This window comes from Microbacterium sp. Leaf159 (assembly GCF_001423615.1).
In the GTDB taxonomy this organism is placed as follows: domain Bacteria; phylum Actinomycetota; class Actinomycetes; order Actinomycetales; family Microbacteriaceae; genus Microbacterium.
This window is the reverse complement of sequence record NZ_LMOU01000001.1, coordinates 2230919-2252520: the sequence shown is the minus strand read 5'-3', so window position 1 is coordinate 2252520 and position 21602 is coordinate 2230919. Positions and strand designations below refer to the sequence as shown.

Here is a 21602-nt window from a genome sequence, read left to right as displayed (position 1 = left end):
GTCCGGGGGGAGCGACCTGGTGAGCTTCTGCACCACGGGCACAGGTGCCGGCGGCTCGGAGAACTACCCCACGATCCAGCGGGAGTGGATCTCGCCAGGGGCGTTCTTCGCGATGCCGTCCCTGTGCAACACCGACGACTCGCTGCTGGACCGCGACATCACGAAGGTCGTCGATGCGTACGGGTTGTACGAGACCTGGTACGAGGAGTTCCCGAAGCCGTCGTTCGAGCACATTCCGATGGTCGGGCAGAAGTGGATGGATCTCGTGAAGGCGGGGGAGCTCTCCCGTGACGAGCTCGTCGACATCGGCGATGTCGTCTCCGGAAAGCGGCCAGGTCGGCAGAGCGATGACGAGATCGTCATCATGTCGGTCGGCGGGATGCCGGTGGAGGACGTCGCGTGGGGGACGAAGGTGTATCGCAACGCCCTGGAGCGCGGCATCGGCCAGAAGCTGAACCTGTGGACCGAGCCGGCTCTCGCATGAATGAGGCAGAGGTCATCCGGACCGTCGACGTCGCGGTGGTGGGTGCAGGCTCCATGGGATCGATGGCGCTGTGGCACCTCGCGAAATCTACGGGGATGTCCGTGCTGGGCGTCGAGCAGTACGGACCGGCGCACGGCCACGCAGCCTTCGCCGGTGAGTCGCGTCTGTTCCGTGCGGCGAACAAGGAGGGCGCGCTCTACACGGCCGCTGCTCTCGAGGCCAGGGCGCTGTGGACCGAGCTGGAGCGTGAGACCGGCCGCCAGCTCCTGCTGAAGACCGGCGTCCTCGCGATCGCGCCGGAGGGACATCCGTTCCTCGAGTCCACGCAGCGATCGATCGTGGAGGGCGATCTCCCGCACCGGTTCCTCGATGCCGCGGAGCTCCGCAGGGAGTATCCGCAGTTCACCGTCGAGGACGGCGACATCGGGATCATGGACGTGCTGGGCGGCGGGTTGCGCTCGGAGCTGGCGGTGGCGACCGCGCAGCGGGCCGCGATCAGGCGCGGGGCGGAGATCCTGTACAACACCCCGGTGCTCGGCATCGATGAGGGCGAGAGCGGTGTCGTGATCTCGACATCCGAGGGGATCGTCCACGCGCAGAGGGTGATCGTGACGACCGGTGCGTGGACGACGAGGATCGTGCCGGAGTTGCGCGATCTGGTGAGCGCGATCGCCATCCCGCTCACGTGGTTCATGCCGGAGGACATCAGCCAGTTCACCCCTGATCGCTTCCCCTGCTGGATGCGGGACCTGGACGGCGACCATGCCTTCGGCGTCCCCACGCTCGACGGCTACTCGGTCAAGATCGCCCCCACGACGCGCATCGACACGATCGAAGACCCCGACACAGATCCCCGCGAACTGTCGCGTGAGCAACTGCGGAGTTGCACGGCGATCGCCACCCGGATGTTCCCCGGCATCCTGCCCGAGGTGGTCCGGTCGTCCATCCACCCGGAGTCGACGACGGCTGATCATGTCCCGATCCTCGACGTCTCCGAGTCGGGGCGGATCGTCATCGGAGCCGGGTTCTCCGGCAACGGCTTCAAGTTCTCGCCCGCCTACGGGCGAGTACTGGCGCAACTCGCCGAGAGCGGGTCGAGTGCGCTGCAGCACCCCCTGTTCACGCTTGGCCACCACCGGCGCCGTGCTCAGGCGCGCGCCGACGATCTCGTCCTCGCAGACGACTATCCGGTCCTCCAGGGCCACTGACACGAAAGACGGAACCGTTGATAATCACCAGCGTGAAGAGCGGAAGCAAGTTCGAGACCCTCGCGAGCTACTCGCGGGCCGTCGCGATCGGCGACTGGATCTTCGTCTCGAACACCGCCGGCATCGACTACGAGACGAGGACCCTGCCGGACACGGCGGCAGAGCAGCTGCGTCTCGCGATCGCCACCGTCGCGCGGGCGCTCGCCGCCGTGGACTCATCGCTCTCCGATGTTGTCCGGATCCAGGTCTTCGTTCCCGATGCGTCCGATCAGGACGAGACGATCGAGGTGCTCGGCGAGGTGTTCCGCGGCATCGACCCGGCGCTCACCATGACGCGCAGCCCGCTCGCGGGCGAGTACAAGGCCGAGATCGAGGTGACGGCGCACCGCGGGGCGGGGGCGGCGCGGCATACGCAGATCGATCTGTGAGCACGCGGCGACTCGGGGTGCGAGGTCTCGGATGCGATCAGGGCTGACCGGTCAGCGAGCCTCGCCCGCGGCGGGGAGGCGTCGCGAGAGGCGGGGAGGCGTCGCGAGAGGGCGGTTGCGGCGTCGCGCAGCTCGGACGGGCCCTCGATGCGGAACGGTGCGTCCAAGGTCGCGAGAGAAGCGTGCGTCGATCGTCGAACCGCTCGCCGCATCGGCATGGTCGCCCGGATTCGGCATGCTGACAGACCGTTTCGGCGTGACCTGGGTGCTCGACGTGCGGGCGGAGTTCGCGGGCTGAGCCGGACGTCGTTCGCAACTCAGCATGAACAGCGTCGGGTCATCTCTGGACCGTCGTTTCAGGGGGCTCCCGCGCATTCGTGCTGAGTTGTGAACGGGCGACGCCGGTCAGTTCTTGCCGGAGTTGCCGTTCGACTTGTCCGCCTTGTCGGTTTTGTCGCCCTTGCCCGAGCTGCCGCTGTTCCCGGAATTGCCCGAGTTTCCGGGGGTCTCCGAGTCGGTGATCGCCTCGACGGGCGTGTCCTCCGGCCCCGTCTCGGCGGGCGTGGAGGTCGTGCGTGTGACGGTGGCCGTCGCCGCGCGGCCGATGTCGGATGCCGGAGCGGTGAATGCCGCGAGTCCGACGACGACAGCACCGGTCGCGACCAGACCGGCGGCGCCGGCGATCACCCGATTGCGTGTGCGCGTGCGTCCGCGCGGGGGCGAATCCGCGTCACCGGTCGCAGGAAAGACTGCCGTGGCACCGGTCGACGCCGACTCCGCGGCATCCGGCTCACGGGTCGCAGCCGAGGCCTCCACGGGTGCTGCCCCGGCGGCCGCGACGATCGATGCGGCCGCTGCCGCGACGGCGGTCCCGCTCGCGTCGGATGCGTAGTCGCGCAGAAGGCCGCGTGCGGTGCGTGCCACGTCGGCAGCGGTCGGTCGCTCGTCCGGCTCGAGGCTCGTCATCGAGGCGAGCAGGTCGCGCCACTCCCGAGGCACGGTCTCACTGATCGCGGGCGGTTCCGTCAACCGGGCGATCGCCGCTGCGCGGCCGGAGACCAGCGAGGGATAGCCGGGCTCGCCGGTCAGCGCCTCGAGTACGACCAGTCCGAGAGAGAAGATGTCGACCGGTGTGCCTGGGTCGGCGTCGCGCAGCTGCTCCGGTGCCATATACGTGAGTGTGCCGAGCACGATGCCCGGGGTCGTGAGCCGGGTGTTCTCGATCGAGCACGCGATGCCGAAGTCGGCGAGCTTCGCGACGACGGCACGCCCCGATCGGCCGCGCGCGAGCAGGACGTTCGAGGGCTTGACGTCGCGGTGCACGATCCCGGCGGCGTGCACCGCGGTGAGCCCCTCGGCGAGATCGCGGGTGATGCGGGCGACGTCGCGCGGCGGGAGCGGGCCTTCGGCCATCCGTGCGGCGAGGGTCGGACCGTCGACGAACTCCATCACGAGGTACTGCGGGCGCTTCGGCTCGAGCTGTGCATCGTGCAGGGTGACGAGCGACGGATGACTCAGTGACGCGAGCAGCGCCTTCTCGGTGTGCGCGCGTTCGATCGACGCCACCGGGCCTTCGCCCTCGTGGATCATCTTGATCGCGACGATCCGACCGAGCCGGGTGTCCTCCGCGCGGTAGACCGTGGCCATGCCGCCGCGACCGACGCGTTCGTGCAGCACATATCGTCCATCGAGCAGTGCCGCCGTCGGCGACATCACTTCCAGCGTCATCGCTCGCTCCTTGCGGGTGCATCCGGGTACTGCATCTTTCGACCCTACCCAGCGTCGAAAGAGGTCGTCATCGGGGTTGACGCGAGCGCGGATCGGTGGATGCGGTCGTGAGAAGAAAGACGACATCCCATTCCGGTATCCGAGAAGACGAGGCCCGGCACGGGTGGAGGAGGCGACCTCATCTGGCTACGCTTCTGAGTGACGCTCCGAAGAGAAAGGCCTCTCCCGTGCGGATTTCCTCCCCCTCTGCCCAGGTCGGCACGGTGATCGTGGCGGTCATCCTGATGCCGATGATCGGTGTGCTGCTGGCGGTCGTAAACCCCTGGTGGGGTGCCGCCTGGATGCTCTTCGCCATGACGGCACTCGTGCTCTTCGCGGCGCGGACGTTCCGTGGTGCGGGGGAGTCGTCTGCTCCGCGGCCGTGGTGGCAGATGACGGCCGCGCCTCTCCCGAGTGCGCTGCTCTCTGCGGTGTTCGTGGGGCAGGCGGCCTTCTCGCTGTTCAGTGCGTGGACGCCGCCGCTGGTGATGTCGGGGAACATCGGTGCGGTCATCCTGCTGGTGATCGGTGCCGCCTACGCGAATTCGGCGATCCGGCTCTCGCGCACTCGCACTGCGCGCCGCGAGATGCGGTCATCCACGCCTCGCTGAGGCATCGAGCGGCGATGGAAATGCTGTCAAGGCCCTCTCGCGGCGTCCGCACCCCCGGGTATGAATGAAGAAGATCGAAAGGATTTCTGGCATGGCCGCAGGTGACATCGAGACGTTCCAACGTGACGGGATCTGGTTCAACCGCATCGAGGGCGAATCCCGCACATTGGGGTCGAGCTTCGAGACCGAGGACGAGGCCGTCCGCGTCGGGCGCGGAGCGGCCGCGGCACGTCAGGTCGAGCACGCCGTGCGCACCGAAGAGGGCCCGTCTGACAGGGGCAACCTCTACGACTGGCATCCCCGCGACCTCATGAACTGATGGGCGCGGTGCCCGAAGAGTCAGAACGACGGATGCTGGTGCAGGCGTGCCTCAACGGGGCGCGCGATGTGACCGAGCATCCGGGCTTGAGCGCAGACGCGACGCTCGCCGCCGCGGATGCGGCGAGAGCTGTCGCGGCCGGAGCACAGGAGATCCACGTGCACCCGAAGGATGCCGTCGGGCGCGACACCCTGGATGCCGATGGCGTCGCGAGCTGGCTGCGCGCGCTGCGATCGGCGTGCCCCGATGTGCCGATCGGCGTCACGACCGGAGCGTGGATCGAACCCGACGTCGAGAAGCGTCTGGCGTCCATCGCCGAATGGACCGAACTCCCCGACTTTGCGTCGGTGAACTGGCACGAGACGGGCGCCGATCGCGTGGCCGCGTTGCTGCTGAGCCGAGGCGTCGGCGTCGAGGCGGGCATCTGGGATCCGACCGGTCTCGAGGCGTGGAGCAGCTCGCCGTCACGCGCGGACTGCACGCGCGTGCTGATCGAGCTGCCCGACGAGGCCGCCGAGGTGGTGCGGCGTCATGCCGAGGGGCTGATCGCGCACGTCCGGCTCGACGAGCCGAGCATGCCGATCCTGCTTCACGGCGAGGGGCGTTCGGCCTGGCCGGCACTCACTCTCGCGGCCGAGCTGGGAGTCGACACCCGCATCGGGCTCGAAGACACGCTCACGCTGCCCGACGGGCGGAGCGCACCCGACAACGCGGCGCTGGTGCGGGCGGCATCCGCGTTCACTTCCGCCTACTGAGGGGTGCCGGGTGCGCAGCACGACCAGGCTGCAACCGTCACTCACCGAAACGTGAATCGCGAGACCACGGTGGGCGTCTTTAGGCTGGAAGCTCCCACCGTGAACGCCGCGATGAAAGATGCCGTGAAGGAGCAGCCGTGTCCGAGACTCAGACCACCACCCGGTGGGCGGCGCTCGCGTCCCGCGGCGCGGACGCTCGCCGCGTCGCGACCGTCGGACTTGCCGTTCGATGTCGGGCCGAAGGCTGAAAGCCGCACACCATGACTGACGACCGCGCGCACACCGACCCGCATCCGTTCGACTCCCGCACGAGGTTCGACCTCGATCGGCCGGAGAGCCGCAAGTGGAGCCTGCACCCCGGGCGCATCGGTGCCTGGGTCGCGGAGATGGACTTCGGCGTGGCACCGGTGATCGCCGAGGCCATGCACCGCGCGATCGACGAGGAGAACCTCGGATACCTGTCGCCGCCGCTCGCTGCCCGGTTGGGTGAGGCGACGGCGGACTGGATGCGCGGCGAGTACGGCTGGGACGTCGACCCCGAGCGCGTGCACCCCGTGTCGGATGTCATGGCCGCTCTGCGCGTCGCTGTCGAAGAGTACGCGCCCGCCGGTTCGCCCGTCATCGTGCCGACTCCCGCATATATGCCGTTCCTGACATATCTGCCCGCGATCGGGCATCCGGTGATCGAGGTTCCCGGGGTCGAGGTCGACGGCCGCTGGCACCACGACCTGCAGCGCATCGACGAGGCGTTCGCCGCGGGCGCCCGCACCCTCGTGCTCTGCAACCCGCACAACCCGACCGGAACTGTCGTCGAGCGCTCCGAACTCGAAGCGCTCGCCGAGATCGTCGAACGACACGGCGGTCGGGTGTTCGCGGATGAGATCCACGCGCCGTTGCGCTTCGACGGCCGCCCCTTCATCCCTTATGCATCGCTGTCTGAGGCCACCGCCGCGCACACCGTCACCGGCACGAGTGCGTCGAAGGCCTGGAACATCCCCGGGCTCAAGACCGCGCAACTGATCACCTCGAACGACGCCGACCAGGAGCTCTATCGCCGCTTCGGCTTCTCGGTGCAGCACGGCGCCGCGACCCTCGGCGTAGTGGCCTCGACCGCGGCGTACCGCGAGGGCAAGCCCTGGCTCGATGGTGTGCTCGACTACCTCGACGGTTCGCGGGAGCTCGTCGTCTCGCTGGTCGCCGAACACCTGCCCGGTGCGGTATATCGCGCGCCGGAGGCGACCTACATCGGCTGGATCGACACTCGCGGCCTCGCGATCGACGGCCCTCCCGCCGCGTTCTTCCGTGAGCACGCGGGCGTCGTGCTCACCGAGGGCGCGCTGCTCGGGCACGGGTATGAGAACTTCGTCCGGGTCGTGTTCGCGACTCCGCGGCCGATCCTGCGCGAGGCGTTCGCCGCGATGGGGGATGCGGTTCGCGGTCGCTGATCCACCTCCCCGGGGTCGGGCTCAGACCCGAGAGGATGCCGGGATGCCGAGTCGAGTCGCCGCCGCGGCGAACTCGACATCGAAGGTGAGGATGCTGGTGAGCGCGTCCCCGATCTCGACCGCCGTCGCGAGGTGCAGCGCGTCGAGTGTGCGCAGCCCGCTGTGCAGGTCGACGGCTCGCGTGAGGGTGTCGTCGGCGAGCGACACCAGTGCGACGCGGTCGAGGAGCTCCTGCGCGGCCTCGGAACTGACCGAGCGGCGGTCGGTCACGGCGTGCAGTTCCACCGCCAGCAAGCGCGATGAGACGAACGGCGCGCCCTCGGCGAAAGCCTGACGCACCGCATCGCTCCCGTCCTCCTCGATGAGTGCTTTGGCTGCTGCCGAGGTGTCGAGGTAGATCACAGGCGATCGCTCCGAAGGTCGTCGAGGATCTCGCGGGTCGTGCGGTCGCTGGTCGTCAGGGGCATTTCGAGTGCGCCGGTCTTGGTCGGCAGAGAGACGCGACCTGACGACACCAGCCGCTCCCAGGGGTTCTGCGTCGGGGGTGTCAGCTCGGCGATCGGGCGGCCTCGATCAGTGATGGTGAGGCGCTCACCCGCGGCGACACGAGCCAGGACTTTCGCGGTCTGCTGGTTCAGTTCGGTCTTCGTCACCGTGGCCATTCCCCGATTCTACGCTCGAACTAGTAGAACTAGTAGAACTAGTAGAAGTAGTAGAAGTTGGGCTGTCGAGCGTGCTGCCATCCTCCGCGCAGCTTCCGACATTCGCCCTCGTGTTCGGGACCCCGCGCGAAGCGGTGAGCCAGGCCCCGGAACGGCGGCTAGGCGGAGACCGAGGCCCGCCCGACGAGCGCAGCGGCGATCCGCTCGACGGCCTCGACCATCACCGGACGCGGCAGCGCGAACACGAAGCGCGTGTACCCGATGGCGGCCGCACCGCAGGCGGCGCCATCCGTCATCGCGACTCCCGCGTGCTCGCGGAACCATTCGCCGAGATCCCCCGTCAGCCCGGTCTCGCGGAAATCGAGCAGCGCGATGTAGCTGCCCTCAGGCACGATCATCCGCACGCCGGGGAGCTTCTCGTCGACGAGCTGCGCCAGCATCCGCCGGTTGCCGTCGAGGTAGTCGACGACCTCGCCGAGCCATTCGCCGCCGGCCGTATAGGCGGCGGTGTTCGCGATGACGCCGAGGGTCGAGGTGCCGTGTCCGGGCCAGAATCCCAGGCGCTCCCAGAGCTCGGCATCCGCGTCGTTCGAGAGGATCACCTGCGCGCACTTGAGGCCCGCGAGGTTCCAGGCCTTCGAGGCGGAGGTCGCGGTGAACGTGTGGGCGGCGGCGGCATCCGACACCGAGGCGTAGGGGATGTGCCGGCCCGGGGAGTAGATGATCGGCGCGTGGATCTCGTCGGCGAAGACGCGGCCTCCGGCATCCGTCACGACCGACGCGATCGCGAGCAGCTCATCCCGCGTTGCGACCGTGCCGAGCGGGTTGTGCGGGTTGCAGAGCACCAGCATCTCGCCGCCGTCGCGGAACGCCTGCGCGACAGCATCCAGGTCCATGACCCAGCGTCCGTCGACCTCGATGCTCGGCACCTCGATGACGCGGCGGCCGCGCATCGGCGGCACCAGGAGGAACGGCATGTATGCGGGAGTCGGCACGATGATGGCCGAGCCGGGAGCGGTGAAGTTGTCGATCGCCAGCTCGAAGGCGGCGATCACATCGGGCACGTGGTGCACCCGATCGGGGGCGATCTCCCATCCGTACGAGTCGGAATACCAGCGGGAGGTCGCCGCCGAGAGGTCCTTCGCGAGCTTCTCGGGCAGGTAACCGGTGACGCCCAGGTCGAGAGCATCCTTCACGGCGGTGTTGACGGCAGGGGCGAGTCCGAAGTCCATCTCGGCCACGAAAGCGCCGATCATGTCGGGGAACGTCGTCCATTTCATGCTGCCCGCATGGCGCAGGTCGTCGTGCGTGATCTGGTCGAACGTGCCGGAAGTCATTCTTCAATCCTTCCATCGGTCGACCATGGCGCGGCGCTCTGGGCAGCAGCCACGCCTGCCGAGAGGCGCCCGAGCCCCGGCATCGTCGTATATCGGATAGTCCACATATGTGTGCTTATATCCTCCATATGGCCATGTTAAGAAAGTTTTCATCGACAAGGAGGTGGGAACATCACATGACATCATCCCGGCGCAACCGAGTGCTCGTGGGCGCCTTCGCCGCCTCGGCACTGCTCGTCGTCTCGTTGACGGCAGGGCAAGCGGCGCAGGCGAGCGGAACCAACATCGTCGCGTCTCATGGTCTGGGCGGTTCGACCTATCTGCACATCGCGGGCACGTCGACCACCGTCACCGGATGGGACACCAGTCACGGCCATTCCGGAGAAGCCTGGCTCAACTACTGCGGTTTCCGTTCGAAGGCATGGGGAACCCTGTCGTCAGGGTCCGCATGGAGTCAGACGACAGGCATCAACAGCGGATGCATCCCGATCGGTTTCGCGGGAGGCTACACCGGGCTCAACGTGAAGATGAAGAGCGGCACGACCGTGAAGGGCCAGTCCTATCATGACGGCACGTGGGCTCCTGGCATCCCGCAGGTCGGCGTCTGGGCGTGATCCGTTCGAGGGGCGGGGGGTGCGTCGCCCTCGTAGCGGTCACGATGCTTGTGGTCGTGGGCTGCAGTGGCAGCGAGCAGCCTCCGCCTCTCGATGTGGACTCGCTCGTCGAATCGACGAGCGAGTACCAGAAGCCGCTGCTCGAGGACGGCGTGGTGTCTGCCGACGAGTACGAGCAGTCCCTTCTCGCATATCGCACATGCGTGGAAGACGCGGGCGCGACCCCTTCGGAGATCTACGAGGCGGGAAATGGCGAGAAGGCCTTCGACTATCAGGTGTTCGCCGTGGACGACGAGGATCTCGAGCGCATCAACGCCCTCGCCGAGGAGTGCCTGCCCGAGTACTTCCAGGATGTCGGGAAGGTGTGGGCGTATCAGCAGCTGCTCTCGCCGGAAGAGCTGCAGGACCTGCGCCCCGACGTGGCCGAGTGTCTGAGGGGAGTCGGGATCGACGTCGACGACGATTTCACGCTCGACGACCTGGCCGCTCGAGTGGGCGAGCTGGAGGACCAGTCGGTGATCCAGCCGTGCGTGCAGAAGTACCCCGGCTTCTTCGCCGTAGCGCCCGACCCGAACAGAACCGATGACGACTCGAACGAGTCGGACGACGGGTGAGTAGGTCAGATGCCCGGAACGCGGCCAGGGCGAAGCTCGTTTTCATGGTCGTGCTGATGACGGTTCCGCTGCTCGGTCTGGGGCTGGGCGCGCTCGTCGCGGCAAAGGTGAGCTCGGACGCGACCGAGGTCACGTCCGAGACGACCTGGATCCCCGTCGACACGTCGTCGCTGGTGGGCGAGCAGCAGGTCGGGCTCGATCTGACGTGGGAGGAGCCCGTCGCCGTGCTCAGCCCCGGGTGGTCGGGGCTGATCACGGCGGTCTTCGTCGCAGAAGGAGACGCTGTCACGACCGGGACGCCCGTCGTCGAGGTGAACGGGGTGCGTCGAGTGGCCTACAGCGCCGAGAAGCCGCTCTTCGGGCCCGTTGGCGCTGACAGTCGGGGGGTCTCGAGGTCTACGGTCAGCGCCTTTCTGTCGTCGCTCGGATACTCGACGAGCGGATCGGCCTGGAATCGCAGCCTGCTGTCCGGTATCCGCAAGTTCGCGAGTGACATCGGTGTGCCGTCAGCGGGCGAGGTCACGGAGTTCGATCCGACCTGGATCGTATGGATCCCCGCCGGGCAGGTGCAGGTCGGGGGCGGCGTGCCCCGCGTGGGCAGTTCCGCGACCGATGAGGTGTTCGTGCTTCCGCCGTGCCTCACGGGCATTCGACCCTCCGAGGGGGTACGGATCCCAGACCTGTCAGGGCAGCGGTGGCAGCTGACGATAGGGGCGGCGTCGAGCCCGGTGCAGAGCATTCCCCTCGTCGATCCGCCGCTGCTCGCGGCCTTCGCCGCGCAGTTCGGGGCCGACGCGCCGGAGACCGTGACCGCGACCCTCAGCCTCGAGGCCCCGATGCTCGGATGGGCGGTGCCATCGAGCAGCGTCCTCGTCGGTCCGAGCGGTGGGCACTGTGTGATGTTCGCCGAGTCCGATGCCCTGACTGCGGCGAGCGATGCGGATGACTTCGAGATGAGAGAGGTCGAGCTGCTGGCCGGATCGCCTCCGGGTGTCGCCTGGGTGGGAGGACCACTACCCGACAGTGGAGTGGTGCTCACCCACCCGACCGACGCGAACGATGTCGGCCAGTGCGCCTAGCGTTCGACCGGGTCGGATTCCGGTACTCAGAAGCCGACCCCTGGGTGGTCGAGACGCTGTCCTTCACGGCGGAGGCCGGCAGGATCGTCGGACTCGTCGGTCCCAGCGGGTGCGGGAAATCGACGGTGCTCGACCTGGTCGGCGGGCTTCGGCGACCGCAGAGCGGGCGCATCGTCTGGTCGGGGTCGGGGTCGGGGTCGGGGTCGGGATCGGGATCGGGGTCGGGATCGGGATCGGGTTCGGGTTCGGAGCCAGCATCCGAGGCATCGCTCGCTGGAGAGGAACGGCGCGCCTCGTGGGTGATTCAGAGCAACCCCGTGCTGGTCGGGCGGACGGCGCTCGACAACGCCGCGGTGGCGCTGCTCGCGCAGGGGAGCAGCATGCGGCAGGCGCGTGCGGAGGCCAGAACGGTGCTCGCCGCGCTCGGGTTGGAGTCGCGGGCCGACGCACCTGTCGGCGAGCTCTCGGGCGGCGAGACGCAGCGCGTGACCATCGCTCGCTCACTGCTCGCGTCGGCACCGATCCTGATCGCCGACGAGCCGACCGGGCAGCTCGACGCGGCGAGCTCGACTCTCGTCTACGAGGCCCTGCGGGCGGCGGCCGACTCGCACAAGCTGGTGTTCGTCGCCACGCACGATCCCTGGCTCGCAGACCGTTGCGACCAGCAGATCACCCTGCGCTCGGGGGGTGATTATGAGGTCGGTCGCGCTCGGTGAGCTGGTGCTCGAGTCGGTGCGCTCCATCGTCGCCCGGCCCGTCCTCTCCGTTCTGACCGGTCTTGCCATCGGTGCGCTGAGCCTGGGGGCGGGGCTCCTCGAGGTGCACGCGCTGAACTCCCTCGAGGCCACTGTCGCGCAGCAGGTCGCGGCCGGATCCGATGTCCTGGTGATCGATGCCGACGGATCTCCGATTCCCTCCGGTCCCTGCGAGGCTCTGGCCAGGTCGGGCGACGTGCTCGAGGTCGGCAGCGTGCGGTCGGTCGTCGCGGTGAGACTCGATGATGGCGGGGCGTCGTCGTTCCAGCTAGCGACGGTGAGTCCCGGCTACCTGCGCGTCGTCGCCCCCAAGGCACTGAGCGTGCATGCCGTGGTCGCGGGCAGCGCGGTCTCGGACACTCTGGGGGTCGGCGCCGGAAGCCTGGTTCGGCTGACCGATGGACGCAGCCTTCGGGTGGGGGCGGTGCTGCCCGCCGGTGCGAGGACGCAGGATCGCGATCGATGGATGCTCGAGATCGCCCCTGCTGCGGCAGACGCGTCGGTGGCGGAGTGCTGGGTCGAGAGCAGGCAGGGGAGCCTCGACCGGGTTCGCGAGATGGTGCCTGCGCTGTTCGGCTCTGTCGGCAACCTCCGGGTGCGTTCCCTCGTCTCGACCGACGTGGTGACCGCCGCACAGGCGCAGTACGAGGGTCGCGTCACCCGGTGGAGCTGGGTGCCGGTCGCCGTGACCTGTGCGGGGATGCTGGTCATCTCGCTGCGACCCCGGTGGCCCGAGTTCGCACTGTACAGAATCGTCGGCTTCTCTTCGTCCGACATAGCGGTGATGTTCGCGCTGGAAGCTTGGCTTCTGGCGACTCCCGCGACGCTGCTGATGCTCGCTGCCGGCGTCGCCTTCCTCCTGTCCTCGGGCGGTCTCACGCCCCAGGCGTTCAGCGTGTTGGCCGCGACCTCGGCGATGTGCGCATCGACGATCTCTCTGGCGATCGCGGCGCTGACTCCGCCGATGTGGAGCATCGATCTGCCGCGTTACCTCAAAGGGCGGGGGTAGTCCACACCATTGAGCCCTCCCCGCACCCGTGCCAGGATTGCCCCGACTCGGCTCACCGGGGGCGGGGACGAAGGGATTCTCATGCAGCTGGCGATGATCGGACTCGGCCGGATGGGTGCCAACATCGTGCGCCGCCTGATGCGGGCGGGGCACGAGTGCGTGGTCTACGACGTGAACGCGGATGCCGTGCAGGCGCTGGTCGCCGAGGGAGCCACAGGCGCCGACAGCATGGCCGACCTCGCGTCGAAGCTCGAGGCGCCGCGGGCCGTGTGGATGATGGTGCCCGCTTCGCTCACGGGCATGGTGGCCGATCAGGTCGCGGAGGTGCTCGACGAGGGCGACATCCTGATCGACGGCGGCAACTCGAACTACCGTGACGACGTCAGGCGGGCGAAGGCGTTCCGCGAGCGCGGCATCCACTACGTCGACGTCGGCACGAGCGGTGGTGTGTTCGGGCTCGACCGCGGGTACTGCCTGATGGTCGGCGGACCGGATGAGGCCGTGCAGCGCATCGAGCCGGTGCTGCGCACGATCGCTCCGGGTGTCGGCGAGATCGAGCGCACGCCCGGCCGCACCGGTGAGCTCACTGCCGAGGAGCAGGGGTATCTGCACTGCGGTCCGACGGGTGCGGGGCACTTCGTGAAGATGGTGCACAACGGCATCGAGTACGGCATCATGGCGTCGATCGCCGAGGGGCTCAATCTGCTGCACAACGCGGATGCCGGGGTGCGCGAGGCCGAGCACTCTGCCGAGATCGCCCCACTGGAGGAGCCGGAGTTCTACCAGTTCCCGATCGACACCTCGAAGGTCGCCGAGCTGTGGCGCCGCGGATCCGTCATCTCGTCGTGGCTGCTCGATCTGACCGCAGCGGCGCTCGCCGAGAACCCCAAGCTCGACGGTCTCGCCGGCCGCGTGTCCGACTCGGGCGAGGGCCGCTGGACGGTCAAGGCCGCGGTCGACGTCGGAGTGCCCGTGCCGGTGCTCGCAGCATCCCTGTTCGAGCGCTTCGCCTCGAGGGACGAAGACCACTTCGCGAACCAGGTCCTGTCGGCGATGCGCCTGCAGTTCGGTGGGCATCAGGAGCTGCCCGCGGGAGATGTGCTCGAGGCCGGCTCGCGCAAGGCGGATTCGGACAGTGCCTGATCGGGTCCTCCCGGTCCGTCAGCAAGGTAGCGGAGGTTCACGTTCACAGCGCAGCATGAATCGTGTGCGTCCGCCGACTCGGCCCCGGAATCCCGTGGGACCGATGCGTCGGTCGACCCGTTCTTGCTGAGTTGTGAATCGGCAGCGCCGCCGAGGCGACGCACAAGACCCGAGAAAGGCATCCGCATGACCACCGTCACACGTCGAGCCACCCCGCACGACGCAGCCCGCATCGCCGAGCTCCTCCACGCCTTCAACACCGAGTTCGACACCGAGACACCCGGGGTCGCGGTGCTCGCGCAACGCCTGCGCGTTCTGCTCGCCGAGCCATCGACGTTCGCCGTGCTCGGTGGCGACCCGGCGGTCGGCGTGGCTCTGGTGACGCTGCGCCCGAACGTATGGTCAGACGGTCCGGTCGCGTTGCTCGACGAGATGTACGTCGCGCCCGAGCAGCGGGGCAGCGGCATCGGCAGCGCGATCCTGCTGCAGATGGTCGCGATCTGCCGCGACCTCGGAGCCGCAGCGATCGAGATCAACGTCGATGAGTCGGATGCCGGGGCGATGCGCTTCTACGAGCGGCACGGTTTCAGCGGCACCGACTCGGACTCGGGTGAGCGAGCGTTCTACTTCTACCGGGCGTTGAGCGCGGGCTAACTGAGGTCGCCAACAGCCGTGTGGCTATCCTGACGCCATGGATCCTTTCCTCTTCGTGGTGCTCCTCTATATCGGCGGCTTCCTCATCAGTCTGCTCATCCTGTGGTTCGTGATCTACACGGCCGTGCGCGCAGCGCTGACGTCGCACCGACAGGCGATGGCGGATGAGAGGCGACCGGCGCAGCGCTACATCGCGCAGTGACGTGAACGAGCTCTTCGTCGTCACGCTCGCGGGCCCCGAAGCGGCCGGACTAGAGTCCGAAGTTCTCGAGGTCTGGTCCGATGTGTTCGGCGCGGTAGCGGATGCGGACGACTGGCGAGCATCGATCTGGGAGCGTCATCGATCGCGGGCGGGCTTTCGCCTGGTCACTGCACGCGAGGGCGATCGGTTGGTCGGGTTCGCGTGGGGGTACACCGGTGAGCGAGGGCAGTACTGGTCGGACTTCATCTCACGCGAGCTCGGCCCGCGCGTCGATGAGTGGATCGGCGGCCATTTCGAGTTCGTCGAGCTCGCGGTCATCCCGGACGCTCGTGGTCGCGGCATCGGGCGAGCACTGCACGATGCCCTCCTCGCCGACCTGCTGCATGAGCGCGCGCTTCTGTCGACGTCTGCCCGCGCAGACGATCCGGCCGTTCGGCTCTACTCCTCAAGTGGATGGATCCCCCTCGCCACCTATCAAGGAGACAGGCAGGTCATGGGGCGCATGTCGAGCGGAGCCCAAGGAGTGGCGCCGAGCTGACCTTGGGGCGGTCCGTCAGCGCACGGCCTCCCACCCCACCCAATCCGGACGATCCACGACGCAGAACCGGTTGCCCTCGGGGTCTTCCATGATCACGTAGTCGGCGTCGTCCGGCAGGTTGTCCCAGTGCACCTCGCGCGCGCCGAGCTCGGCCAGACGGTGGACTTCGGCTGCCTGATCCTCGGCATAGATGTCGAGGTGGATGCGCGGCGGCACCACTCGCTCGGAGTGATGTGCGTCGAGGGCGATGCAGGGAGCATCCGCGTCGCGCGGTTTCAGCACGACCCAGTCATCGTCCGCCGGATCCCGCTCGATGTAGTCGAGGGCCGCCTGCCAGAACCGGGACTGCGCCGGCAGGTCGTTCACGCGGATCACGATCGACACGATCTTCAACATGCCGGTCAGCCTAGGTCTGTGCGCGGCACCCGGCCAGAGGCTGGGCGGATCAGGGATGCTCGATCCGCCCGAAGTCGCTCACCAGCCACTCCTCGATCGACGCGAACGGGAACTCCCGGTGCGCGTGCACGCCGGCAAGGATGCTGGTCGACTGCATCCGATCCAGCCGGAAGAGCCGCGCGTCGTCGCGGTCGAGGTCGAATCCGACGACGTACCACTGCCGCTTCCGCAGCACGTGACGGTGCGGTTCCACGACCCGCGTCGACTCGCGCCCGTGCTGATCCGTGTAGTCGAAGGTGACACGGGCGCCCTGCGCGACGGCATCCGACAGCGTGCCGACGAGTGCCCAGTCGACCGGCGCGGGTGGCTCGTGCAGGATCTGCGTCGAGATCGCGGTGGCCACTGCCCTTCGACGCAGTGCGGGCGCCAGGGTCTGCTCGAGCTTCGCGCGGGCGACGGATGCCGACGGGTCGTCGGGCATCCACGTCTCGAGCACGAGCAGGCTCGTGATGATCGTGGCCACCTCGTCGGGGCTGAGCAGCAGCGGCGGGATCTTCGTCCCGGGGCGCAGGTGATATCCGGCGCCGGGACCAGGTCGCGACTGCACGTCGTAGCCGAGATCCCGCAGCCGCTGGGCGTCGCGCCGCACGGTGCGCGGGCTCACCTCGAGTCGCTCGACGAGAGCATCCACGCTCCAGTCGCCGCCCGTCTGGAGCAGCGACAGCAGGTGCAGGGTGCGGGTCGATGGCGAGTCCACGAATCCATGATCGCCCAAGATGCGGCCAGAAACAGGCCGCATCTGCGTCTACCGTGGCCAGTCACAGACGAAAGGACTCGCCATGAGAATCGCCGTCACCACCCCGAACGGCAACGTCGGACACCACCTCACACGGATGCTGGTGCGCGCCGGCATCCGTCCTCTGCTGCTCACACGGCATCCCGAGCAGATCGCCGAAGAGCTGCTGCCGCACGTCGATGTGGCCCGCGCCGACTCGCAGAAAGCCGATGAAGTCGTGGCCGCGACGCGCGGTGTCGACGCGATCTACTGGGTCGATCCGTCGGTGATGTCGGACGATCCCCTCGCCGACTATGCCCGGGCGACGGATGCGCTCGTGCGGGCTGTGGTCGAGAACGGGATCGGTCGGGTCGTGTTCCAGAGCAGCGTCGGCGCCGAGATGCGTCATGGTGCCGGTGAGATCGACGGGCTGGCGGCGACCGAGGTGGCGCTCGATGCCCTCGACATCGACGTCACCCATCTGCGGTGCGGGTACTTCTTCAGCAACCTGCTGCTCGATCCGGAGTCGCTGAAGGCCGGTCGGCTCACGACCGTGCTGCCGCTCGATGCGCCGATGGCCTGGGTGGCGCCGCGCGACATCGCCGAGGTCGCCGGTCTGACGCTGCTCAACCGCGAGTGGAGCGGGCACCGGGTGCAGGCCGTGCACGGGCCGGAGGATCTGAGCTGGTCGCAGGTTGCCGAGATCCTCACGCAAGAGCTCCTCCGCGACGTCGCCGTCGAGCGCATCGCAGACGACGAGATGCGGCAGGGACTGCTCGACGCGGGGATGCCGGACGCGATGGCGGGTGCCGTGCTCGGGATGTCGACGGGGCTGCGCGACGGTTTCGTGCCCGAGCAGAAGCGGACCGTCGTGACGACGACCCCGACCGGGTTGCGGGGGTGGGTGCGGGAGGAGCTGACCGACGAAGCCGTCAGATCGTGAGTGGCACGACCTCGCCCGACGCGCGCCCGTCGGCATGCAGCAGGTGCCCGAGGTGTTTCGTCGTCCGCAGCACGACAGACCGGTCGGCGATGGTGACCCCGGGCAGGCGCTCCTCGATGATCGCCTCCATGCGTCCGACGTCCTGCAGCGTGCGCAGCCAGACGGCCATGATCACGTTGTACTCGCCGACCGTGTTGGCGACCAGGCGCACCTCTTCGATTCGTCCCAGCTGTGCGCCGATGCGAGCAGCCATCGCGGCCGGCACCCTGAGGAAGTACCAGGCGTAGATCGGCCAGGGCGTGTAGCGCCGGGCGACGTCGACGCGGATCGCCAGCCGCCCCGATTCGCGCATCTCGGCGATCGCATCGCGCACACGGCGCGGAGCCATTCCCAGCCGCGAAGCGAGCTCGGTGATCCCGACGCGACCGTCGTAGGCGAGCTCCGACGCGATGGCGTTTCGCTGCTCCACCGACATCCGCACGGATGCTGAGGGGGCGCTGCGCTCTAGAGCTTCGATCTGCCCGACCTCCTGCACCGTGAGCGCGCGGAGGCGCCATCCCCGCGCGTCGCGGACTGTCTCTGAGACCAGGTGGGTGCGCATCGAGCGGACGCCGGCGACCCCGCGGATGCGTTCGAGCGTCCAGACGGCGAGCGCCTCGGCATCCGGAACCGCGAGAGTGAGGAAGATGTCGCGTCCACCTGCGGTCAGATCGATCGTGAACGCCTCGGGGTCTCGTCCGAGGATCTCGGCGACCGCCAGCGTCTCGCCCGGACTGCATTCGATCTCGATGAGCACGAGCGTGGCGGGCGCCCCCGCGCCGTACCCGGTGACGTAGACGATCCCCTGCTCGACGAGGCGCGCCCAGCGGCGCGACAGGGTGGCAGGGTCGGCGCCGACGATGGGAGCCAGCGCGTTCCAGGTCGCTCGCGGACTCACCTGCACGGCGTGGATGAGTCGCTGGTCGAGGTCATCCAGTCCGATTTCCTGCATGCGTCACACCTTCGCATCCGATTTCGTGCACCTGACTGTGATCGTACAGCTGCGTTCCTAGAGTCACTGCAATCCGATTCGCTCTTGCTCCACCCGATCCCTCTCAAGGAGTCCTCATGGCTGTCCCCGCACCGCCTGGCAAGACCATCTCCGGCCGCTCCGCTGTGCGCGGGGCCGTCGGCTTCCTCGTCATCATGGAGCTCGGCTCCGGCATGCTCCAGGGCTGGTACCCCGTGCTCCTCGCCGCGATCGGCGAAGAGTTCGGCATCGGCGCTGCGCAGCTCAACTGGGTCAGCGCCGCCTACATGCTCGCGACCGTGGTCTGCGTGCCGATCCTCGCCAAGCTCGGCGACCGCTACGGACACAAGAAGCTGCTCCTGATCTCGACGGCCCTCGTCGCGCTCGGCTCGATCGTCGTGGCGATCGCACCGAGCTATGAGCTGTTCCTCGTCGGTCGGGCGCTGCAGGCCCCGCTCGCCGCCTTCCTGCCGTTGGAGTTTGCGATCGTCCGCGACCGCGACGAGAAGTCCGCCGGGCGATCGATCGGCAAGCTCGTCGGCGCGCTCACCTTCGGCGCCGCCCTCGGTTCCCTCGGCTCCGGCCTGCTGTTCGGGGCGCTCGGCGACCTGCGTGCGGTGCTCTGGATGCCCGCGATCTTCCTCCTCATCTGCGTGCCGGTCGTGGCGTTCCTCGTGCCCGAGACCACTGTCCGGGCGGCTGGCAAGACCGACTGGCTGGGCGCCTCGCTGCTCGGCATCGGCCTGCTCGCCACGCTGGGCGGCATCTCGAACGCGTCGACGTGGGGCTGGGGCAACCCGATCACCTGGGTCGCGATCCTCGGCGGCATCGCTCTGCTCGTGGTCTGGGTGATGGTCGAGAAGCGCGTCGCGCATCCGCTCATCGACATCGCCCTGCTCACCAAGGGCGGCATCGGCCTGCCGATCATCATCGCTTTCCTCTTCGGTGCCCAGCTCTTCGGCGGGCAGACGGCATCGAGCGTCTACGTGCTCAGTGATCCGGATGCCGTCGGCTTCGGCCTCGGATTCACGGCGGCCGCCGTCGGCGTCATCGCGCTGGTCGCGGCACTCTCGGCCTTCCTTGCATCGATCATCGGAGACAGGGTCGCCGGCCGCATCGGGGCGAAGGGCGCAATCGCGCTCGGCGGCGTCTTGGTCGGCGGCAGCTACGTCGCTTTCCTCTCCGCGCCGAGCGTCGTCGCGGTGTTCGTCGGGGCCATGGTGATCGCCGGGCTCGGCAACGGTCTGCTCATCTCGGTGCTGCCGACCATCGTCGTGCGCCGCGCCCCCGCCGACTCAGTCGGCATCGCCTCCGCTCTCTACAACACCTCGCGCACGGCGGCCGGAGCCGTCGCGGGTGCCGTGTTCGCCCTGGTCATGGGCAGCTTCCTCATGACCGTTGGAACGGGTGATGCCGCCGTCACCACCACGGCGTTCGACGGATACGTCGCCGTGTGGAGCATCTGCGCCACCATCGGCGTCGCGATCGCGGTGCTCGCCCTGTTCCTCCGCGTGCCCGGTCCGGTCGCCGAGACCCCGACTCCCGTTCCCGCCGTCACCACGGCCGACCCCGTTCTCGAAGGAGAAACCGCATGACCCTCGCAGACCCCTCCACCCGCACCCTGCTCGATCTCGCAGACGCGAAGCAGCGCAGCGCCGATGCCGTGCGTGCGTGGGAGCAGCGGCTCGTCGAGATCAGCCACGAGATCCACGCCGATCCCGAGATCGCGTTCGAGGAGGTGCGGGCGGCGAACCTCGTCGCAGCGGCTCTGCGCGATGCCGGCTTCACCGCCACGGTCGGCGCGTTCGGTGTGGAGACGGCCATCGACGCCAGCTTCGGCGATGGTGAGTTCGTGGTCGCGATCTGCGCCGAGTACGACGCTCTTCCCGGCATCGGTCATGCCTGTGGGCACAACGTCATCGCAGCTGCCGGCCTCGGTGCGGCGATCGCGCTCGCGGCCATCGCCGACGACGCGGGGCTCACCGTCAAGCTGCTCGGCACCCCCGCCGAAGAGCACGGCGGCGGCAAGGTGCTCATGCTCGAGGGCGGGGCGTGGGAAGACGCCACCGTGTCGCTCATGGTGCACGGTGCGCCCGGCATCGACATCCGCTGCGAGAGCTTCGCGACGCAGGCCGTCGACCGATTCCAGGTGACGTACACGGGTCGACCGGCGCATGCCGCGGCCGCTCCCGACAAGGGCGTGAACGCGCTGGATGCCGCGACGATCGCGCTCACGTCGATCGGCCTGCTGCGTCAGCAGCTGCCCGGAACCGTCCGCACAGCCGCCGTGATCACACAGGGCGGCGAGGTGACGAACATCATCCCCGCGCGCACCGTGCTGCAGGCCGAGGTGCGCTCGTTCGACCTCGACGAGCTGCGCGACGCCAAGCGCCGGGTGATGGCCTGCTTCGAAGCAGGAGCGCTCGCCTCGGGATGCTCGTGGGAGCAGGTGCGCACCGAGCCCCGGTACGACCCGCTGGTGCAGGAGCCGCTGCTCGCCGACGCGTGGAACGACGCGCTCACCGAGCTCGGCCGCGAGCCGATCGCGTTCTCGGGAGCGGCCGGTGGCTCGACCGACATGGGCAACGTCTCGCAGGTCGTGCCGTCGATCCACCCCGGCATCGCGATCATCGGCTCGACGTCGGCCCCGCACACCGAGGGGTTCGCTGCGGATGCGGCGACGCCCGCCGCCGACCGCGCCGTGATCGATGCGGCGATCGGCCTCGCCTGGGCGGCGGCCACCGCGGCGCTCACGCCCGAGTCGCGAGCGGATCTGCTCGCTCGCCAGGCTGCCCGACCGGCCGGAGCGACCACCCACCCGCAGGGCGAGGAGTGACGACTCTCACCTCCGCGAC

The 21602-nt window shown here is 68.6% G+C and carries 26 protein-coding genes and 1 pseudogene; 20 read left to right on the top strand and 7 right to left on the bottom strand.

Features of this window, described 5'->3' with window-relative positions; all coding sequences use genetic code 11:
* Nucleotides 1-19: 19 nt before the first annotated feature.
* The 4 genes and pseudogenes from ASF80_RS19345 to ASF80_RS18745 form a co-directional block, all read left to right on the top strand.
* Nucleotides 20-484 carry a hypothetical protein gene (locus ASF80_RS19345; protein ID WP_235559940.1) on the top strand — a complete coding sequence of 155 codons (465 nt, stop codon included), beginning with the start codon at nucleotides 20-22 and terminating at the stop codon, nucleotides 482-484.
* Nucleotides 481-1692: an N-methyl-L-tryptophan oxidase gene (solA, locus tag ASF80_RS10615; RefSeq protein ID WP_082488377.1), complete on the top strand. Its 1212-nt coding sequence runs from the start codon at nucleotides 481-483 to the stop codon at nucleotides 1690-1692. The genes ASF80_RS19345 and solA overlap by 4 nt, the downstream gene beginning before the upstream one ends.
* 32 nt (nucleotides 1693-1724) lie before the next feature.
* Nucleotides 1725-2120, top strand: a complete 396-nt coding sequence (locus ASF80_RS10610) for a RidA family protein (RefSeq protein WP_200934767.1) — start codon at nucleotides 1725-1727, stop codon at nucleotides 2118-2120.
* Nucleotides 2121-2304: 184 nt separating this feature from the next.
* Nucleotides 2305-2418, top strand: a pseudogene (locus ASF80_RS18745) (VOC family protein); the annotation flags it as partial.
* A gap of 107 nt (nucleotides 2419-2525) precedes the next feature.
* On the opposite strand, the gene ASF80_RS10605 reads toward ASF80_RS18745, so the two are convergent.
* Nucleotides 2526-3848, bottom strand: a complete 1323-nt coding sequence (locus ASF80_RS10605; protein WP_056310570.1) for a serine/threonine-protein kinase — start codon at nucleotides 3846-3848, stop codon at nucleotides 2526-2528.
* A 227-nt stretch (nucleotides 3849-4075) separates the two neighbouring features.
* On the opposite strand from ASF80_RS10605, the gene ASF80_RS10600 reads away from it, so the two are divergent.
* From ASF80_RS10600 to ASF80_RS10585, 4 genes are all read left to right on the top strand, one after another.
* On the top strand, nucleotides 4076-4498 hold the full coding sequence (locus tag ASF80_RS10600; RefSeq protein WP_157521030.1) for a hypothetical protein: 423 nt from the start codon (nucleotides 4076-4078) through the stop codon (nucleotides 4496-4498).
* Nucleotides 4499-4589: 91 nt separating this feature from the next.
* Nucleotides 4590-4817: a DUF2188 domain-containing protein gene (locus tag ASF80_RS10595; RefSeq protein WP_056310565.1), complete on the top strand. Its 228-nt coding sequence runs from the start codon at nucleotides 4590-4592 to the stop codon at nucleotides 4815-4817.
* 8 nt (nucleotides 4818-4825) lie between these two features.
* Nucleotides 4826-5572, top strand: coding sequence for a 3-keto-5-aminohexanoate cleavage protein (locus ASF80_RS10590; protein ID WP_235559939.1), 747 nt, complete (start codon nucleotides 4826-4828; stop codon nucleotides 5570-5572).
* A gap of 260 nt (nucleotides 5573-5832) precedes the next feature.
* Nucleotides 5833-7017, top strand: a complete 1185-nt coding sequence (locus ASF80_RS10585) for a MalY/PatB family protein (RefSeq protein ID WP_056310564.1) — start codon at nucleotides 5833-5835, stop codon at nucleotides 7015-7017.
* Between the two features lie 21 nt (nucleotides 7018-7038).
* On the opposite strand, the gene ASF80_RS10580 is transcribed toward ASF80_RS10585, so the two are convergent.
* The 3 genes from ASF80_RS10580 to ASF80_RS10570 form a co-directional block, all read right to left on the bottom strand.
* On the bottom strand, nucleotides 7039-7419 hold the full coding sequence (locus ASF80_RS10580) for a type II toxin-antitoxin system VapC family toxin (protein ID WP_056310562.1): 381 nt from the start codon (nucleotides 7417-7419) through the stop codon (nucleotides 7039-7041).
* Nucleotides 7416-7679: a type II toxin-antitoxin system Phd/YefM family antitoxin gene (locus ASF80_RS10575; protein WP_056310560.1), complete on the bottom strand. Its 264-nt coding sequence runs from the start codon at nucleotides 7677-7679 to the stop codon at nucleotides 7416-7418. The genes ASF80_RS10580 and ASF80_RS10575 overlap by 4 nt, the downstream gene beginning before the upstream one ends.
* A 158-nt stretch (nucleotides 7680-7837) precedes the next feature.
* Nucleotides 7838-9016, bottom strand: a complete 1179-nt coding sequence (locus ASF80_RS10570) for a MalY/PatB family protein (protein WP_056310558.1) — start codon at nucleotides 9014-9016, stop codon at nucleotides 7838-7840.
* A 176-nt stretch (nucleotides 9017-9192) separates the two neighbouring features.
* On the opposite strand from ASF80_RS10570, the gene ASF80_RS10565 reads away from it, so the two are divergent.
* From ASF80_RS10565 to ASF80_RS10530, 9 genes are all read left to right on the top strand, one after another.
* On the top strand, nucleotides 9193-9630 hold the full coding sequence (locus ASF80_RS10565; protein ID WP_056310556.1) for a hypothetical protein: 438 nt from the start codon (nucleotides 9193-9195) through the stop codon (nucleotides 9628-9630).
* 44 nt (nucleotides 9631-9674) lie between these two features.
* Entirely contained in the window at nucleotides 9675-10244 is a 570-nt protein-coding gene (locus ASF80_RS10560) for a hypothetical protein (RefSeq protein WP_157521029.1), read from the top strand.
* Nucleotides 10241-11323: a hypothetical protein gene (locus tag ASF80_RS10555; protein WP_157521028.1), complete on the top strand. Its 1083-nt coding sequence runs from the start codon at nucleotides 10241-10243 to the stop codon at nucleotides 11321-11323. The genes ASF80_RS10560 and ASF80_RS10555 overlap by 4 nt, the downstream gene beginning before the upstream one ends.
* On the top strand, nucleotides 11314-12039 hold the full coding sequence (locus ASF80_RS10550; RefSeq protein ID WP_056310549.1) for an ATP-binding cassette domain-containing protein: 726 nt from the start codon (nucleotides 11314-11316) through the stop codon (nucleotides 12037-12039). Before ASF80_RS10555 ends, ASF80_RS10550 begins: the two co-directional genes overlap by 10 nt.
* The gene (locus ASF80_RS10545) at nucleotides 12017-13087 is read left to right on the top strand and encodes an FtsX-like permease family protein (protein ID WP_056310547.1); all 1071 of its coding nucleotides are present in this window, start codon (nucleotides 12017-12019) and stop codon (nucleotides 13085-13087) included. The genes ASF80_RS10550 and ASF80_RS10545 overlap by 23 nt, the downstream gene beginning before the upstream one ends.
* 81 nt (nucleotides 13088-13168) lie before the next feature.
* The gene (gene gnd / locus ASF80_RS10540) at nucleotides 13169-14230 is read left to right on the top strand and encodes a phosphogluconate dehydrogenase (NAD(+)-dependent, decarboxylating) (protein ID WP_056310546.1); all 1062 of its coding nucleotides are present in this window, start codon (nucleotides 13169-13171) and stop codon (nucleotides 14228-14230) included.
* 186 nt (nucleotides 14231-14416) lie between these two features.
* Nucleotides 14417-14884 (top strand): GNAT family N-acetyltransferase, encoded by a 468-nt coding sequence (locus tag ASF80_RS10535; protein WP_056310544.1) that lies wholly within the window; start codon nucleotides 14417-14419, stop codon nucleotides 14882-14884.
* 37 nt (nucleotides 14885-14921) lie between these two features.
* Entirely contained in the window at nucleotides 14922-15086 is a 165-nt protein-coding gene (locus ASF80_RS18900; RefSeq protein ID WP_157521027.1) for a hypothetical protein, read from the top strand.
* A gap of 1 nt (nucleotide 15087) precedes the next feature.
* Nucleotides 15088-15624, top strand: a complete 537-nt coding sequence (locus tag ASF80_RS10530; protein ID WP_056310542.1) for a GNAT family N-acetyltransferase — start codon at nucleotides 15088-15090, stop codon at nucleotides 15622-15624.
* A gap of 15 nt (nucleotides 15625-15639) precedes the next feature.
* Here ASF80_RS10530 and ASF80_RS10525 read toward each other — a convergent pair whose 3' ends face one another.
* A complete protein-coding gene (locus ASF80_RS10525; protein WP_056310539.1) occupies nucleotides 15640-16020 on the bottom strand; it encodes a VOC family protein in 381 nt (126 codons plus the stop codon).
* A 49-nt stretch (nucleotides 16021-16069) separates the two neighbouring features.
* Nucleotides 16070-16777, bottom strand: a complete 708-nt coding sequence (locus ASF80_RS10520) for a helix-turn-helix transcriptional regulator (protein ID WP_056310538.1) — start codon at nucleotides 16775-16777, stop codon at nucleotides 16070-16072.
* Between the two features lie 82 nt (nucleotides 16778-16859).
* Here ASF80_RS10520 and ASF80_RS10515 point away from each other — a divergent pair, with 82 nt between their 5' ends.
* Nucleotides 16860-17738, top strand: coding sequence for an NAD(P)H-binding protein (locus ASF80_RS10515; RefSeq protein WP_056310536.1), 879 nt, complete (start codon nucleotides 16860-16862; stop codon nucleotides 17736-17738).
* Here the strand turns inward: ASF80_RS10515 and ASF80_RS10510 are convergent.
* Complete coding sequence (locus ASF80_RS10510; protein WP_056310534.1) at nucleotides 17728-18729, bottom strand: Lrp/AsnC family transcriptional regulator; 1002 nt, start codon at nucleotides 18727-18729, stop codon at nucleotides 17728-17730. The two genes, ASF80_RS10515 and ASF80_RS10510, sit on opposite strands and share 11 nt — an antisense overlap.
* Before the next feature lie 116 nt (nucleotides 18730-18845).
* Between ASF80_RS10510 and ASF80_RS10505 the strand changes: the two genes are divergently transcribed.
* Together ASF80_RS10505 and ASF80_RS10500 are read left to right on the top strand one after the other, a co-directional pair.
* The gene (locus ASF80_RS10505; RefSeq protein WP_056310532.1) at nucleotides 18846-20342 is read left to right on the top strand and encodes an MFS transporter; all 1497 of its coding nucleotides are present in this window, start codon (nucleotides 18846-18848) and stop codon (nucleotides 20340-20342) included.
* The gene (locus ASF80_RS10500; RefSeq protein WP_056310530.1) at nucleotides 20339-21583 is read left to right on the top strand and encodes a M20 family metallopeptidase; all 1245 of its coding nucleotides are present in this window, start codon (nucleotides 20339-20341) and stop codon (nucleotides 21581-21583) included. The genes ASF80_RS10505 and ASF80_RS10500 overlap by 4 nt, the downstream gene beginning before the upstream one ends.
* The last annotated feature ends 19 nt before the right edge of the window (nucleotides 21584-21602 follow it).

Excerpts from the sequence above, each read along its gene's own strand:
- solA (WP_082488377.1), top strand. The coding sequence starts at position 481 with ATGAATGAGGCAGAGGTCATCCGGACCGTCGACGTCGCGGTGGTGGGT.
- ASF80_RS10605 (WP_056310570.1), bottom strand. The coding sequence starts at position 3,848 with ATGACGCTGGAAGTGATGTCGCCGACGGCGGCACTGCTCGATGGACGA.
- ASF80_RS10595 (WP_056310565.1), top strand. The coding sequence starts at position 4,590 with ATGGCCGCAGGTGACATCGAGACGTTCCAACGTGACGGGATCTGGTTC.
- ASF80_RS10585 (WP_056310564.1), top strand. The coding sequence starts at position 5,833 with ATGACTGACGACCGCGCGCACACCGACCCGCATCCGTTCGACTCCCGC.
- ASF80_RS10575 (WP_056310560.1), bottom strand. The coding sequence starts at position 7,679 with ATGGCCACGGTGACGAAGACCGAACTGAACCAGCAGACCGCGAAAGTC.
- ASF80_RS10570 (WP_056310558.1), bottom strand. The coding sequence starts at position 9,016 with ATGACTTCCGGCACGTTCGACCAGATCACGCACGACGACCTGCGCCAT.
- ASF80_RS10565 (WP_056310556.1), top strand. The coding sequence starts at position 9,193 with ATGACATCATCCCGGCGCAACCGAGTGCTCGTGGGCGCCTTCGCCGCC.
- ASF80_RS10560 (WP_157521029.1), top strand. The coding sequence starts at position 9,675 with ATGCTTGTGGTCGTGGGCTGCAGTGGCAGCGAGCAGCCTCCGCCTCTC.
- ASF80_RS10545 (WP_056310547.1), top strand. The coding sequence starts at position 12,017 with ATGAGGTCGGTCGCGCTCGGTGAGCTGGTGCTCGAGTCGGTGCGCTCC.
- gnd (WP_056310546.1), top strand. The coding sequence starts at position 13,169 with ATGCAGCTGGCGATGATCGGACTCGGCCGGATGGGTGCCAACATCGTG.
- ASF80_RS10535 (WP_056310544.1), top strand. The coding sequence starts at position 14,417 with ATGACCACCGTCACACGTCGAGCCACCCCGCACGACGCAGCCCGCATC.
- ASF80_RS18900 (WP_157521027.1), top strand. The coding sequence starts at position 14,922 with ATGGATCCTTTCCTCTTCGTGGTGCTCCTCTATATCGGCGGCTTCCTC.
- ASF80_RS10525 (WP_056310539.1), bottom strand. The coding sequence starts at position 16,020 with ATGTTGAAGATCGTGTCGATCGTGATCCGCGTGAACGACCTGCCGGCG.
- ASF80_RS10515 (WP_056310536.1), top strand. The coding sequence starts at position 16,860 with ATGAGAATCGCCGTCACCACCCCGAACGGCAACGTCGGACACCACCTC.
- ASF80_RS10510 (WP_056310534.1), bottom strand. The coding sequence starts at position 18,729 with ATGCAGGAAATCGGACTGGATGACCTCGACCAGCGACTCATCCACGCC.
- ASF80_RS10505 (WP_056310532.1), top strand. The coding sequence starts at position 18,846 with ATGGCTGTCCCCGCACCGCCTGGCAAGACCATCTCCGGCCGCTCCGCT.
- ASF80_RS10500 (WP_056310530.1), top strand. The coding sequence starts at position 20,339 with ATGACCCTCGCAGACCCCTCCACCCGCACCCTGCTCGATCTCGCAGAC.